This window comes from Chryseobacterium sp. SIMBA_029 (assembly GCF_046535275.1).
Lineage (GTDB): Bacteria > Bacteroidota > Bacteroidia > Flavobacteriales > Weeksellaceae > Chryseobacterium.
On the sequence record NZ_JAWRXA010000002.1, the window covers coordinates 216996 to 231607 of the forward strand.

The 14612-nt window shown below is 35.0% G+C and carries 15 protein-coding genes; 10 read left to right on the forward strand and 5 right to left on the reverse strand.

The window, feature by feature from the left end; genetic code table 11:
* Positions 1-59 precede the first annotated feature (59 nt).
* The 8 genes from SB679_RS04225 (at position 60) to SB679_RS04260 (ending at position 7190) form a co-directional block, all read left to right on the forward strand.
* Positions 60-641, forward strand: a complete 582-nt coding sequence (locus tag SB679_RS04225; RefSeq protein ID WP_410700959.1) for an LUD domain-containing protein — start codon at positions 60-62, stop codon at positions 639-641.
* Positions 642-665: 24 nt separating this feature from the next.
* A complete protein-coding gene (locus SB679_RS04230; RefSeq protein WP_410700960.1) occupies positions 666-1538 on the forward strand; it encodes a phosphatidate cytidylyltransferase in 873 nt (290 codons plus the stop codon).
* A gap of 4 nt (positions 1539-1542) precedes the next feature.
* Positions 1543-2196 (forward strand): phosphatidylserine decarboxylase family protein, encoded by a 654-nt coding sequence (locus tag SB679_RS04235; RefSeq protein ID WP_410700961.1) that lies wholly within the window; start codon positions 1543-1545, stop codon positions 2194-2196.
* Between the two features lie 256 nt (positions 2197-2452).
* On the forward strand, positions 2453-2866 hold the full coding sequence (locus SB679_RS04240) for a transposase (protein WP_410700962.1): 414 nt from the start codon (positions 2453-2455) through the stop codon (positions 2864-2866).
* Between the two features lie 8 nt (positions 2867-2874).
* The gene (locus SB679_RS04245; RefSeq protein ID WP_410700963.1) at positions 2875-3189 is read left to right on the forward strand and encodes a helix-turn-helix domain-containing protein; all 315 of its coding nucleotides are present in this window, start codon (positions 2875-2877) and stop codon (positions 3187-3189) included.
* 196 nt (positions 3190-3385) lie between these two features.
* On the forward strand, positions 3386-4378 hold the full coding sequence (locus SB679_RS04250; RefSeq protein WP_410700964.1) for a helix-turn-helix transcriptional regulator: 993 nt from the start codon (positions 3386-3388) through the stop codon (positions 4376-4378).
* Positions 4379-4493: 115 nt separating this feature from the next.
* On the forward strand, positions 4494-6323 hold the full coding sequence (locus SB679_RS04255; RefSeq protein ID WP_410700965.1) for a hypothetical protein: 1830 nt from the start codon (positions 4494-4496) through the stop codon (positions 6321-6323).
* A gap of 102 nt (positions 6324-6425) precedes the next feature.
* Positions 6426-7190, forward strand: coding sequence for a sterol desaturase family protein (locus SB679_RS04260; protein WP_410700966.1), 765 nt, complete (start codon positions 6426-6428; stop codon positions 7188-7190).
* Positions 7191-7222: 32 nt separating this feature from the next.
* On the opposite strand, the gene SB679_RS04265 is transcribed toward SB679_RS04260, so the two are convergent.
* The 4 genes from SB679_RS04265 to SB679_RS04280 all read right to left on the reverse strand — a co-directional run bounded on the left by SB679_RS04265 (position 7223) and on the right by SB679_RS04280 (position 11159).
* A complete protein-coding gene (locus tag SB679_RS04265) occupies positions 7223-7573 on the reverse strand; it encodes a DUF1801 domain-containing protein (protein WP_410700967.1) in 351 nt (116 codons plus the stop codon).
* Positions 7574-7589: 16 nt separating this feature from the next.
* Positions 7590-9428, reverse strand: a complete 1839-nt coding sequence (locus tag SB679_RS04270; protein WP_410700968.1) for an ABC transporter ATP-binding protein — start codon at positions 9426-9428, stop codon at positions 7590-7592.
* 298 nt (positions 9429-9726) lie between these two features.
* Positions 9727-10647 carry a M28 family peptidase gene (locus SB679_RS04275; protein ID WP_410700969.1) on the reverse strand — a complete coding sequence of 307 codons (921 nt, stop codon included), beginning with the start codon at positions 10645-10647 and terminating at the stop codon, positions 9727-9729.
* A gap of 122 nt (positions 10648-10769) precedes the next feature.
* On the reverse strand, positions 10770-11159 hold the full coding sequence (locus tag SB679_RS04280; protein WP_410700970.1) for a DUF4293 domain-containing protein: 390 nt from the start codon (positions 11157-11159) through the stop codon (positions 10770-10772).
* A gap of 144 nt (positions 11160-11303) precedes the next feature.
* Here SB679_RS04280 and rho point away from each other — a divergent pair, with 144 nt between their 5' ends.
* Both rho and SB679_RS04290 read left to right on the forward strand, forming a co-directional pair.
* Positions 11304-13190: a transcription termination factor Rho gene (gene rho / locus SB679_RS04285; RefSeq protein ID WP_410700971.1), complete on the forward strand. Its 1887-nt coding sequence runs from the start codon at positions 11304-11306 to the stop codon at positions 13188-13190.
* A gap of 306 nt (positions 13191-13496) precedes the next feature.
* Positions 13497-14093 (forward strand): superoxide dismutase, encoded by a 597-nt coding sequence (locus SB679_RS04290; protein ID WP_410700972.1) that lies wholly within the window; start codon positions 13497-13499, stop codon positions 14091-14093.
* Positions 14094-14166: 73 nt separating this feature from the next.
* On the opposite strand, the gene SB679_RS04295 is transcribed toward SB679_RS04290, so the two are convergent.
* Positions 14167-14586 (reverse strand): DUF6146 family protein, encoded by a 420-nt coding sequence (locus tag SB679_RS04295; protein WP_410700973.1) that lies wholly within the window; start codon positions 14584-14586, stop codon positions 14167-14169.
* Between the last annotated feature and the right edge of the window lie 26 nt (positions 14587-14612).

The window sequence follows — 14612 nt, forward strand, 5'->3', positions numbered from 1 at the left end:
TAGAATCTATTGTAAATTATTTTCTATTTTTGTATAAAGTTGACTAAAAATAGATTAAGTTGAATTTATTCAAGAAGATTGTAAGCAAACTTACCAACCAGCCTGAGGAGGATGACAAACAAAGCCTGGAAAAACTAGGGGATTCGCTGAAAAATGCAGATCTCGACTATAAGTTTGCGCAATTATTTACGCATTCAGGAGGATTTTTTAATTATTGTGCAGATGAAGCGGAGGCGCTACAGACTTTAAATCAAATTGTCAAGATTGAAGATATCCACAACATTTTTTGCTGGGATAAAGAGCTTCAAAGCTTTCTGAATGTGGTAAAAAAGCCATATACTTCAGAAATGGAATATTCCAATGATGTGGCATTCATTACCTGTGAGTATCTTATTGCCTATGACGGGCGCATTATGCTTTCACACAATAATATTCTACATTACCACTCCTCAAAGCTTCCCAATAAGATTATTGTGATGGCCAATGTATCACAGATTGTGAATAACCTTAACGATGCGATGGGCAAGATCAAAAGAAACGGAAATATCAAAAACCTCACTTCCATCAGCGGAGGTAAATCAAATATGGATACTTCCTCTACTACCAATACTAAACTGTTTTTATTACTGCTTGAAGACTAAGCGGTAACTTATAAATCTTACATTTTGGACAAAAACCTTATTCAAAGAACAATTTCCGGAATTGTCTACGTTGCCATTATCATCCTTTGCACGACTCCGTTAGGATCTCAATTGATCAACAGCGTATCACCCGGCCTTGCTAAGCAGCAATATTTGTATCACGGTCTTATTACCCTTCTGCTTGCAGTAGGTTCATGGGAATGTGTTAAACTCATGAAATTCGGGAAAGGATATGAAAAATGGGTCGTTTTCCCGTTGATTATTTTTATATTTTATATATTCTCAAAGAGATTTTTCTACCATGATTTCTTTTTTGATTTCCGGTTAAGTGAAATCCTTGCTCTTTCTTTAATAGCTATTGCTGTGGTTACTTTATTTAAGTATCCCAACGAATTGTATTACGACAGCGGAAAACTGATTTTTACGGTCATCTACGTGGCGCTGCCATTTAGTTTTGCCCTTGGACTTCCGAAATTTTCAAGCTACGATGATAAGTTTTCTTTAGAAGTTCTTTTTCTGTTTATTTTAATCTGGAGTAGTGATACTTTTGCCTATCTGACAGGGAAGTTTTTCGGGAAACATAAAATGGCTCCCAAAATATCCCCAAAGAAGACCTGGGAAGGATATATAGGAGGTGTTGTATTAACTTTAATTTTATCATACTTTATAGAGCGTTATCAGCATGATCTTCGCGGGAACTGGATGGTGGTAGGATTTCTTGTCGCTGCATTCGCTCCTTTGGGGGATTTAGTGGAAAGCCAGCTGAAAAGAAATTTTGGGGTAAAAGACAGCGGAAACCTCATTCCGGGGCATGGTGGCGTATTGGATAGACTGGATAGTTTTTTAATTTGCGTTCCTGTCGTATATTTGTACTTTATTTTAGAAAAATTTATTTAAACTCATGAAATTACATAAAGAATCGAAGGGAACGATTACAGTAGCAACCATAATTTTCGTCATCATTGGTGCATTAGCTATTTATTATTTAAAAATGTGGTCACTTTTGATCATTTTACCTCTGTTGATCATCTACAGTTTGGTATTTTGGTTTTTCAGAGTTCCAAACCGGGATATTCTGGATCATAGAGAAAATGTAATTGCTCCGGTAGATGGGAAGGTAGTGATGATAAAAGAAGTGGAGGAAACTGAATTTTTGAAAGAAAAAGCGATTCAGGTTTCAATCTTTATGTCTCCACTGAACGTACACATCTGCCGTTATCCGGTTTCTGGTAATGTAATTTATAAAAAATACCATCCCGGAAAATATCTGGTAGCCTGGCATGAAAAATCTTCTACTGAAAACGAACGTACAACTGTGGCGGTAGAAAGTTTAACAAATCATAAGGTCGTTTTCAGACAGATTGCAGGATATGTTGCAAGAAGAATTGTTTTCTATTGTAATGAAGGTGATCATGCTAAAGCTGGGCATGAATTTGGCTTCATTAAGTTTGGATCAAGAATGGATGTTTTCTTACCATTAGACACTGAGATCACTTGTAAGATCGGAGATATTACCAAAGGTGGAATTGACGTGATTGCAAGAATGAAAGATTAATATAACACTATTTATAAATAGAAAAGGAGAAGATCAGTAATGGTTTTCTCCTTTTTATTTTGTGATAATACCATCTTTAGAACTAAATGAAAACGTGATTCCGTATGAGTTTTTCTACTCGTGCGTATTATTGCGTATCGGGAGGTGGGAAGTCTCATTCATTAAATGGATATTTTTGCTCATCAAAATAATTAATGTAATCAATGTTTTTCAGATAGAATGATCAAATAATGCATTGAAAAAAAGATTGTTGAGAATGAATTTAAAAAAAATACACATTGGTGAGTTTATAGAGCACAGGATGAAGGAGCTTCAGATACCCTATGAAAGAGCTGAGAAATTTTTAAAATGCAGCGAAGAAGAAATCAGAATGACATATAAGCAAAGTAGTATTGATACTTATCTTTTGCTAAGATGGTCTAAACTTTTGGAATATGATTTTTTCAGGCTTTTTTCAGGGCATCTAATCTTGTATGCCCCAAGTAGGAATGCAAGCCCGGTTTTGCCTGATGAAAACAAACTGCCGGTATTCAGAAAACATATTTATACGGAAGAAGTTAAAAGCTTTATTCTTGAAAAGATTACTACGGGCCAAATGACACCTCAGGAAGTAATTATGACTTATAAAGTACCCAAAACGACTTTGTACAAATGGATTAAAAAAATGTAATAAGAGATATGGCCCCAGATTACCAACAAATATATACTGATATTATCAAGGAAAAATATCCTGAAAAAATGAATGACGTACAGATCAAAAATAAAATTGTATGTATGAATACCGTCATGGATGTTATTAACCTCAATACTCTGATCTTCGGGCAGGCAGATGGGCTGGCCGAATCTAAAAATCAAAAACTTCGTTCCTACGATAAAAACTCTGTTTTAAAAATTCTGGATTATCAGCAGAAAAACAATCTTAGTAATAGCATGACTGCTCTTCATTTTAAAATGAGCAGAAATACCATTGCAAAATGGAGAAAATATTACTGAATCTTTCATAAATGGAACAAAATCCGCCTTTTGTCTTGTTTTTGTGAATATATTAAGTTGAAATATCTTATTTTTAAAATAAGATATTTCATTCCTATTAAAATAAGATATTTTTTTTATATTTAATTGTGCCAAACTCTAGATGAGCAATTCCCAGGAATTTCTCATGTATTCTTCATGATAAAGTTTTTAGGATATGATAAACAGAATATTTTCTAAAATAATGACCTACGATTTGGATAAATCAACTAATGATTTTGATCAGCAGTCTTTATTTCTTGTTAACCGTTATCTTCTATTTCTTTTTTTATTATTCCTGTTTTATTCCAATTTTATTATCTCTTTTTTTGGTGACGTTTTCAGTTCTACCGTTTTAATTATTATCACTTTTTTTTGGCTGTTCTTATTTGGGATCAAGAACAAAATGAGCAAATACAAAAATCTTTTGAAAGGTGCCTACATTATAGCCTTTATAATACTCACGTTTATTGTCAGTTTTTTTTACATCTATACATGGAGAAATGCCGGAGTTGAATATTTTTACTTTTCTCTTTTATTTGCCATTCCTTTCTTTTTTAACTACAAAGAAGATTATTATTTTATATTACTGATCGTTGCTATTATTGCAGCTAATTTTATAGGCTGTCTGTATTTTGAATTAGATTTTTTACCAAAAAGTAGGTTTATTAGGCCCAATGACTTTAAACTGATTCAGTTGCTTAATATCATTTTTGCCATCACAACATTCCTCATAGATATTTATTTCGTTTCCCAAAAAGACAAGTTGATTTTAGGACTGATCAAGCAAACAAAGATGCAGGATTCTACCATTGAAGATCTGCTGAAATACAATAATGATTTAATGATACAGCAAATTGTTATTAATAATCTAACGGAGGACAATATTTCAGAGATTGTAGGTCTTGCGGAAAGTAACTCCCCCATATTTCTTGAAAAATTTCAAATCTATTTTCCTGAATTTATCCCTAATGTTTTAAAAATAAACCCATCTGTGGTACATTCTGAACTGCATATTTGTGCTTTGATGAAACTAAATTTTGACACAAAAAAGATCGCTTCATGTGTCAACAGCAGTGTGCGGGCAGTAGAAAGCAGGAAGTATAGAATCCGTAAAAAATTAGGAATTGCTTCGGATATCAATATTAATAACTTTATACTTAAAATATAAGATATCGCTGTTTTACGTGAGTTTTAATACGTGCGAGTAGTATTGAGTAGTGCTTTGTTCATCAGAATAAATGGTTCTGTGGTAGTTTTGCAAAGTTAAATCTAGTGATAGATAATTGAGAATACTAACAATTAATACAAAAACGATGATGAATGTAAAATTTACAAAAGCAAAAGTTAGAACATTACTTTTGGTATTGTTTTTCACCTTTGGACAGTTTTATTCACAAGTGAATAATGGTGCAGTTGGGATTAATACCTCTACTCCCAATACGAATTCAGTTTTGGAAGTTGTTTCCGGAGGCAATAACAAAGGGATACTTATTCCGCGTTTAACAGAGACTCAAAGGAATGCAATTTCCATACACCCGGCTACGGATGATGGTCTTACGATCTTTAATGTTACAGAAGACTGTTACAATTACTGGAGTCTTTCAGATAGTGAATGGAAAAGTGTCTGCGGACAAATTGGAAAATCGGTTTTTACCGTTGACTGTTCCAATAGCAAAGCGTTAGGAACTTATATTCAAGGTAAGGAATTAACGGGCTCCAACTATTTAAGTGTTTCGGTAAACGTTACTAAAATTGGTAACTATACTATTTCCGGGACTACTACCAACGGATATAATTTCTATGGAACAGGTGTTTTCCTAAATACAGGAGTGCAAACGGTAAGAGTCCCAGGACAGGGTACTCCTGCTGCTGTACAGACCAATACTGTACAACTTATTGCAAACGGAGTGAATGTTACTTGTACGCCAGCTATTTCTATCAATGTTTTAAGTTCTGCAGGAACTTATACAATATCTTGTGGAAGCGCAACCGTGAATGGAGTATATACAAAAGGAACGGCTCTAGGAGCAACTAATACTATTACATTACCTGTTGTGGTAAGTGCTTTGGGAAGTTATTCTATTACTACCAATACGGTAGACGGAATTTCTTTCAGCGGATCAGGAACCTTTACTGCTACAGGAAATCAGAATGTAACGTTATCAGGAATAGGAACTCCTACTTCTACAACGGATAAAATGATGACCATTACCTCTAACAGTGCAGATGCAGCAAGTACTTGTAATGTTACCGTAGTGATGACGATCCCTGTAAAAATAGTATTGCATATCGGAGCTGAAACAGCGTATGGATACAGTGCCTTTACGGGGCCTTCAAGAAGCTTAATGGATTCTCCAACTAACTTTGGAACTACGGCAACAAGTGTAGTTAAATCTGCAGGATATACACATATATCTTTAGGTAATAGTCCTTCAAGTGCTGCAATATTGGCTGCTTTAAATAACAAACCAGACATTGTGATTTTGGGTTTTAGTTATACTGTAAATGCTACTGATGCTGGATATTTTACAGATTATTTAAATAAGAAAGGTGTTATAATTGATTTTGAAGACAATAGTACTTCAGCTCAATATATGTTGAGAGCAATCTTCTCTGATCCTACAATTTCCACCACTGGGGGTGCAGGAGCAGGCTCAGTTTACGCACTTGCTAATACAAATGATCCAATATTAAACGGACCTTTCGGAGATGTAAGAGGGAAAAACTGGGGTGAAGATGCTTCTACTACTACAAATATTACTGGGCTTACAAGTGGTTTTATCCCATTTAGCTATGCCCAACCGATTAACAGCACAACTTCCAGAACAGGAATTTCAGGATTTAGACACTCATCTTTAAATTTAGTATGGTTTGGAGACGGAGGATTCCTAAGTGATGAAAATGCCAATGGAAGTCAATTTTCCAGCAATACTATTGAGCCATTTGTTGCACCAAGTACGGGCGGATATTTTCCTGTGCAGAAGTCTACCTACGGTTATGCAGGTAACGGCTATACTACAGGAGGAATGCAGGTTCAGAATGCTATCATCTTTGCTAATGCTTTAGCTTGGGCAATGAAACAGGCGGAAACGAATGGAATAAATACTCCATAGGACTTAAGATTAGATTTAAAAAACACAAATTTCATCAATATAAAAAACACTAATGCTTATAGAAATATAACATTGGTGTTTTTCTTATTTAAACCCTATAGTATGATGAATTATATAAGCGAGTTTTTCAATTTAAGTTTTATGGGCTTACTGCAGTATTTCTTACTCACCGGATTGTATTACGGGATCTGTTACTTTCTTTTTAAAAGGGCTTTGTATAATGCAAAAATTCAGCAAAAAGAAATGAAAAGGCAGGATATTATAAGAGAAATACTTCATTCTACCGGTTCATCATGTATCATGGTATTAATCATCTTTCTGGTCGTAAAGAGTCCCTTGCGTGGGTATACAAAAATTTATGAGAATATTAGTGATTATTCGTTATATTGGTTAGCAGGAAGTGTTATCATAGGATTATGCATTCATGATACCTATTTCTACTGGATGCACAGGTTGTTACATCATAAAAAAATATTCAGGTATGTGCATCTTATCCATCATAAATCAACAAACCCGAGTCCTTTTGCTGCCTATTCTTTTCATTTGCTTGAAGCTGCTGCAGAAGGCTTAATTGTTCCTATTCTGCTTTTTCTTATTCCCTTGCACCATATAAGTATTGTGATCTTTATACTAAGCTCTCTGTTCATCAATGGATATGGACATTTAGGTTATGAAATTGCTCCAAAATGGCTGAGAAACTCCTTTCTGTTTAAAATTTTCAACACATCGGTGCATCATAATCTTCACCATCATAAATTCAAAGGAAATTATGGTTTGTATTTTCGGTTTTGGGATCAGGTCATGAAAACGGAACATCCTGATTATGTAAAAACCTACGATAATATACAGAAGAAAAGATTTGGTTAAGTAGAGTAGTTACGGATAAACTTCAGTATAATTTATACTTTGATATATTGTTTCACTTCTTTCATGAGGCTTAGAATAAGCTCAACAGGTAAATCCTCATTCACATCAATTAAAAGGATTTTAAACTTCTTTCGGCCTTCCTGGATAAGTTCTGGATGATCTAACCGGTCACCGTGATAAAAGCTGACATAATGTTTTTTATGCTTTTTGCTGTAATAGAAGTAACACAGCATTTTCTTTTTGTATTTAAAGAAAGGAAGCCCAAAACTTAACGTCTCGGTTATGTTTTCGGTATCAGACTCTAGTATTTTTGTTCTTAAAAACAAAAGAGTACTTCTGGCAGGCTCTTCGATTCTGTAGAAATACTCTTGTATAGGATTCATTGATTATTAAAAAAGATTAATCAAAGTTTTGAAGCTCGACCAGTTTATGGTACATCCCTTTTCGGGCAATCAGCTCGTGGTGGGTGCCTTGTTCTACAACATCTCCTTTTTCCATCACTACGATCCAGTCAGCTTTTTGAATAGTTGAAAGTCGGTGGGCAATTACTAAAGAAGTTCTGTTTTCCATCATTTTTTCCAGTGCATCCTGAACAAATCTTTCAGATTCCGTATCCAGTGCAGAAGTTGCTTCATCCAAAATCATAATCGGCGGATTTTTCAGTACAGCTCTGGCAATAGATACCCTTTGTTTCTGACCTCCGGAAAGTTTTCCACCATCATCACCGATATTGGTGTTATAGCCGTCAGGAAGTTGGGAAATAAATAGATCGGCGTTGGCTATTTTTGCTGCTGCAATAACTTCTTCCTGTGTAGCATCAGGTTTACCCATCAAAATGTTATTGTATACCGAATCATTGAATAACACAGATTCCTGAGTTACCATTCCCAGAAGTTTTCGATATTCCTGTAATCTTAAATGCTTAATATTCGTTCCGTCAATTAAAATTTCACCCTCGGAAACATCATAGAATCTTGCCAGAAGATTAGCAATAGTTGTTTTTCCACTACCACTTTGTCCAACTAAGGCAACGGTTTTCCCTTTCGGAATGGTTAAATTAAAGTTTTTAAGGATCAGATTATCTTTATCATAGAAGAATCCGATGTCTTTAAACTCAATTGAATTTTGAAGAGTAGAAATAGAAACAGGTTCTGCTACTTCTTCAATTTTCACATCGGCATCCAGGATTTCCAATACTCTTTTCAGAGAAGCTTCTCCCTTCTGAACGTTAGAGATAGAAGTTGATAAACTTTTTGCCGGAGGTAAAATCTGGAAGAACATTCCTAAGAATACAAGGAAATCTGCAGGAGAAATACTCTGTTCAACAATAATTTGTTTTCCTCCGTACCAGGCAATGATCAGGAAAGTAATAGATCCTAAAAATTCGCTCATTGGCGAAGCCAGTTCTTTCTTTCTTCCTAAATTAATCGAGCTGGAGATCCATTTATTCATTGATTGCATGAATCGGTTATCCATTATTTTTTCCGCATTGAAGATCTTGATCACTTTAGATGATTTCAAGGTTTCATCAACGATAGAAAAGATAGTTCCCATTTCGTGCTGTGCTTCATGAGAGTCTTTTTTAAGGCTTTTTCCAACCAATGCAATCATTGTTCCCATAACAGGTAAAACCAGCAGTGAGAAAAGTGTCATTTCCGGGCTTAAGAAAAATAAGGTAACCAACGTACTAATCAGCATAAACGGAGCATTGATCAACTCAATTAAACTTCCTAAAATATTCCCTTCAACTTCTCCTACATCATTAGACATACGGGACATCAAATCACCTTTTCTGCTTTCGGTAAAAAATGAAACCGGTAAAGACAGAATTTTGCGGTACATCGCACCACGAAGGTCTTTGGTAACTCCTACACGATAGTTGATCAATAAGAAAGATCCGAAATAACGGAATGCATTTCTTAATAAGAACATAAAGGCAGTAATAACACACAGCCAGGCAAGAACATTCAATGAACCATATTGAGTTACTAAATGCTGTACATAATAATTGGAATATTCTTTTAAGTATGAAAAAAAGTCTGTCAGATCTCCTGAGTACACAGGTGCCGATTCATATTTTTCAGGTTTTATGGTGCCAAAAAGCATTCCCAAAACAGGGAGAATGGTTCCTAAGGAAGCAATTTGAAATACAGAATACAAAATGTTGAAAAATAAACTTCCGTAGATATATTTTTGATGCGGCCTCGCGAATTTTAATATTTTTTTATATTCGTTCATTGAATGAAAAATTGGATAGCAAAATTAATTAAAATATACTGAAAGACGTTCTTAATTGGATTTTACTTTAACTAATATGTTTGCATAAAATCTTTTTTGTTACAACTTATTTGCATTACTTCTTCAGTATGTTAAATAATATCCTGAAATAGGTGAATTTTAGCAATAGGAAAATTCTATTAGATTGCTTGTAGAAGCCGAAATGCAGAAAAATGATGTTCAAAAATTAGGAATCAATAAGGTGTCCGTATAAAAAAAGAAAACCACCAAAAGGTGGTTTTTATTGAATAGAATTTCCTTAAAACTGTACTTTATCCGTATACTTCGGAGCAAAATTCTTCGGATTTAATTTTTCCAGTGTTTTCCCGAAATTATTAATAATCTGGGTCATATTATCAAAATCAACAATACTTACGTCGTCGTTTACCTGATGGTAATGCTTTATTTTGGTCATGTCTGCTGTCGAAATAGAATGGGCAATAATTTTCTTTTTCACAAAATTCACATTGTCTGATCTGTAAAATAGTTGTTCTTCAGCGTAAGGATCAGGATTTATCGTTAATCCGTTTACCGCATTTTTATTGAAAAGCTCGTCCATGTCAGAAAATTCATCACCTGTCATGAAAACGGCGTTCTTTCCGAACTGGGATTCTGTAGCTACCATTTCAAAATTGAAAAGCGCAGATAAATTATTATATATTTTATCTAAATTTTTATCACCGGCAATGGCTGTAGAACCCAGCATTCCTTTTTCTTCGCCGTTAAAAGCCATGAAAACCATAGAGAATTCAGGTTTTTTATTTTTAAAATAATCAGAAATACCTACCAGCGTGGTGATACCACTTGCATCATCATCTGCGCCGTTGTAAATATTGTCGCCGCTTTTATTATTGGTACCGATGTGATCGAAATGCCCTGAGAATCCTAAGTATTTATCCGTTTTTCCTTTTTTTACACCACATACATTATAGACTGTCTTTTCTTTATAGTTGAAGGGAACGAGATAAGAATTGCCGGTACAGTATTCCAAGTTGTTTTCTTTGAATAGAGTGGCGATGTAGTTGGCTGCATTTTCATTTTCAGGAGTTCCGATTTCGCGGCCTTTCATTTCATCTGATGCCAATGTTGAAATAATGGTGTTCACTCTTTCTTTCGAAACTTCCTGAGCGAAAGTAAAGACTGAAAAAAGTGATACAGTAAGGTAGGTTAGTTTTTTCATTGTTGATAACATTTATATGATCTGTCGCAGCTTTACATGAAATGTTGCAGTTGATACGATAAATATAATAAAAAAACAGCTTCTAAAAAGAAGCTGCTTTCACTCAAAAAATCGTTGTAAGGTTATCGCAGTCTGTCTACAGATTTTACGAGCCTCTCATCTCTGCGGATATAGATGTTTGCAATAAGCAGACAAATTACCGCGATCAATGGGAAAACCGGCTCAATACCCTTCTCAGGAAATTGTATTCCTCCGGATAAGTTTAGTAACCAGTACGTCAATACACCAATCAACAAAACGTTTATAATGATGCTGATGGTATTCAGCAAAATTTGTCTTTTTCTGTTTTTATAGCTGAATACACTCAGTAATCCAACTAAAACAAGGGTGATACACCCAATGTTTACCACGGGAATACTACCAAAAACAGTAGCATCTTGTCCCGTTAAGAAAAGAGAAACAGCAGCCAAAACTGCTAAAAATGTCCATATGGTCTGTATTCTTTGTAGCATTGAATATTAATTCGTTGGCAAAAATAACATAAATTTTGCACAATTCAAAAATAAGTGTAGATTTGCATTATACAATGTACTTGAAAATAAAAGTCACCGGACTTACTTTTCTTACTCACAATTAATTACATTTTTACATTAAATATGTTTAACCTAGAAACGTTAAGGTCAAAATCCGTAACGGACTTGACTAAAATCTTAAAGGATTTGGGCGTTAAAGTTGCAAGAAACAGCAATGAAAATGACAAAATCTTTGCAATTCTTGACTTTCAGGCTTCTAACCCTAAAGTTGCTAAAGATTATTTCAACGCCACGGAAACCAGTATAACTACTGAAGAAATACCGGCTGAGAAACCAGCAAAAGCTCCTGCAAGAAAACCAGCTCCAAAGAAAACCGCACCGAAACCCAAGTCGGAAGCGACACTTCAGGAGGAAACACAACCCCAAGAAGTAGAAATAAAGCCACAGGTACAGGCAAAAGCAGAGGTAAAACAACGTGTTCCTGAACAACAGAAACCGGAGGAAGTAACAACAGAAACCGAAACGAAAACAGAAGCACAAACTGCACAGGCTAAGAAAAAAAGACAAAGAGTTTCTCCTCCGAATAGCAATACAGGTAATACAGAATCTGTTCAGGAAAGAAAAGAAACGCCTAAAAATGCAGAACCTCAGGAATCTGCTCCTACAGAAGAAAAGCCTGCATCCCCTCAATCTCAGGCCAGACCTCAAAAAAATCACAATCATCCACAGAATAGTGGAAATTCTCATAAGAATCCAAATCAAAACCCGAATCAGAATCAGAATCAGAATCCTAACCAGAATTCTAATCAGAATCAAAATTCTAATCAAAACCAGAATCAAAACAGACATTCTGAGAAGCATGAAGAACATCATGAGTCCAGAAAAGAGTTTAACTTCGACGGAATGGTTAGTATTGAAGGGGTTTTAGAAATCCTTCCGGATAACTACGGTTTTTTACGATCTTCAGATTTTAGCTACATCTCTTCTCCGGATGACGTGTATGTTTCTACGGCACAGATCAGAAACTTTGGATTAAAAACGGGTGATACCGTGAAAGGTATTGTTAGATTGCCAAAAGAAGGAGAAAAATATTTTTCGCTTTTAAAGCCTACGGAAGTTAATGGACGTGATTTAGCATTCATTAAAGACCGTGTTGCTTTTGAATATTTAACACCGCTTTTCCCTGAAGAGAAATTTAATCTGGCAGGAAATAATTCTACACTTTCTACAAGAATCGTAGATCTTTTTGCCCCGATTGGAAAAGGACAGAGAGCAATGATCGTGGCACAGCCTAAAACAGGTAAAACCATGTTGCTTAAAGATATTGCCAATTCTATTGCGGCCAACCACCCTGAAGTATACATGATGGTGCTTCTTATCGACGAACGTCCTGAGGAAGTTACCGATATGGAAAGAAGTGTAAATGCTGAAGTGATTGCTTCTACATTTGATGAGGCGGCAGAAAAACATGTGAAAGTAGCGAATCTTGTGCTTGCTAAAGCACAAAGAATGGTAGAATGCGGACACGATGTAGTAATCCTGCTGGACTCTATTACGAGATTGGCAAGAGCATATAACACGGTAACACCAGCTTCCGGAAAAGTTCTTTCCGGTGGGGTAGATGCCAATGCGTTACACAAACCAAAAAGATTCTTCGGAGCAGCAAGAAAAATTGAGAACGGAGGTTCTTTAACGATTATTGCAACGGCTCTTATCGATACAGGTTCCAAAATGGATGAAGTTATTTTTGAAGAATTCAAAGGTACCGGAAACATGGAACTTCAGTTAGACAGAAAAATTGCGAACAGAAGGATTTATCCGGCTATCGATTTAATTTCTTCAAGCACACGTAGAGATGATCTTCTTCTGGACGAGGTTACCTCACAGAGAATGTGGATCTTCAGAAAATATCTTTCTGAAATGAATCCTATAGAAGCCATGGAATTTGTAAATAAAAACATCAAAGGAACTTTAAATAATGAAGAATTCCTGATGTCTATGAATAAATAAATTTAATATTGTTAAATAGAAAGCACGGATCGTATGGTTCGTGCTTTTTATTTTTATGGAAGTATGTATTCCTGATTATCATTATAACAAAAAAATATGTTTTCATTTCCTGAATTGTAATTCTCAGATCCGAAAGAAATATTGTGTAAAAGAAATACAAAGGATTTAAATCTGCTCTATTTCTTGAAGAAGAATGATTCATGGCAATGAATATATCAATGTTAAAGATTTATTAAAATAATCTCCAATTTTTGATAATAGCTTAAATATTGGCTAACTTTGGATTATAACATTAAAAATAAAATTATGTCATTTGAATTACCAACATTAGGATACGCTTACGATGCATTAGAGCCTACTATTGATGCAAAAACAATGGAAATCCATTATACTAAGCATCACCAGGCATATATCGATAACTTAAACAAAGCAATTGAAGGAACTGAATTAGCAGGAAAAACAATTGAAGAGATCTGCCAGACAGGAACTGATAAGCCAGCGGTAAGAAATAATGGAGGAGGACACTTCAACCATAGCTTATTCTGGAATATCTTAACTCCTGGTGGAAGCAAAGAGCCTGTAGGAAATGTAAAAGCAGCGATTGAAAACTATGGTGGTCTTGAAAAATTCAAAACTGATTTTTCTGATGCAGCTAAAACAAGATTCGGTTCAGGATGGGCTTGGCTAGTTAAGAATGCAGACGGTTCTGTTTCTGTTTCTTCTACTCCAAACCAGGACAACCCGTTAATGCCTGTTGCAGATGTTAAAGGAACTCCGGTATTAGGATTGGACGTTTGGGAGCATGCGTATTATTTAAACTACCAAAATAGAAGACCTGACTATGTTGGAGCTTTCTTCAATGTAGTAAACTGGGATAAAGTAGAAGAATTATTCAACAAATAATTGTTAGATCCTATAAAAGCAAAAGGTTCAGAATATTTTCTGAACCTTTTTTGTGCATGATTGTTAAGGAATACTATCGTATGACATCGCTGCCGGATAACCCGTTCATCCTTAATCCGTATTTCCAGCTTACATAAGCAAATACCTGATACAACTTATATTCAAATTTGATCCCGTAATTTTCTTTTGGATCATAATCGATTCCGGATTCTATGATGTTTCTGTACTTTCCTGTGTTGTAGTAAGAGTTCCATTCGTTCACCAGAAAGGCATTTTTAGTCTTTAAGTAAGATTCTGAATATTGGCTGATGGGTTTTGCAACACCATTTAGAAAATAGTCAAATTGGGTATCCATTACTGTGATATCCCATTCTCCGTCATCATTTTTAGAAGGTTTGATTTCAGATTTCTCTTTCGTATTCTTGGGAGTCGTTTGTGAAAAACAACTGAAAGGAATAAACGCGAGAATTAAGAGCAATACAAAATTTTTCATGATGGATATATTTACCTTAAATATAT

What these genes read in the sequence shown, in the direction of transcription:
- SB679_RS04245 (WP_410700963.1), top strand. Translation starts at nt 2,875, where the DNA reads ATGGCCCCAGATTACCAACAAATATATACTGATATTATCAAGGAAAAA.
- SB679_RS04260 (WP_410700966.1), top strand. Translation starts at nt 6,426, where the DNA reads ATGATGAATTATATAAGCGAGTTTTTCAATTTAAGTTTTATGGGCTTA.
- SB679_RS04265 (WP_410700967.1), bottom strand. Translation starts at nt 7,573, where the DNA reads ATGAATCCTATACAAGAGTATTTCTACAGAATCGAAGAGCCTGCCAGA.
- SB679_RS04295 (WP_410700973.1), bottom strand. Translation starts at nt 14,586, where the DNA reads ATGAAAAATTTTGTATTGCTCTTAATTCTCGCGTTTATTCCTTTCAGT.
- SB679_RS04270 (WP_410700968.1), bottom strand. Translation starts at nt 9,428, where the DNA reads ATGAACGAATATAAAAAAATATTAAAATTCGCGAGGCCGCATCAAAAA.
- SB679_RS04290 (WP_410700972.1), top strand. Translation starts at nt 13,497, where the DNA reads ATGTCATTTGAATTACCAACATTAGGATACGCTTACGATGCATTAGAG.
- SB679_RS04240 (WP_410700962.1), top strand. Translation starts at nt 2,453, where the DNA reads ATGAATTTAAAAAAAATACACATTGGTGAGTTTATAGAGCACAGGATG.
- rho (WP_410700971.1), top strand. Translation starts at nt 11,304, where the DNA reads ATGTTTAACCTAGAAACGTTAAGGTCAAAATCCGTAACGGACTTGACT.
- SB679_RS04275 (WP_410700969.1), bottom strand. Translation starts at nt 10,647, where the DNA reads ATGAAAAAACTAACCTACCTTACTGTATCACTTTTTTCAGTCTTTACT.
- SB679_RS04280 (WP_410700970.1), bottom strand. Translation starts at nt 11,159, where the DNA reads ATGCTACAAAGAATACAGACCATATGGACATTTTTAGCAGTTTTGGCT.
- SB679_RS04250 (WP_410700964.1), top strand. Translation starts at nt 3,386, where the DNA reads ATGATAAACAGAATATTTTCTAAAATAATGACCTACGATTTGGATAAA.
- SB679_RS04235 (WP_410700961.1), top strand. Translation starts at nt 1,543, where the DNA reads ATGAAATTACATAAAGAATCGAAGGGAACGATTACAGTAGCAACCATA.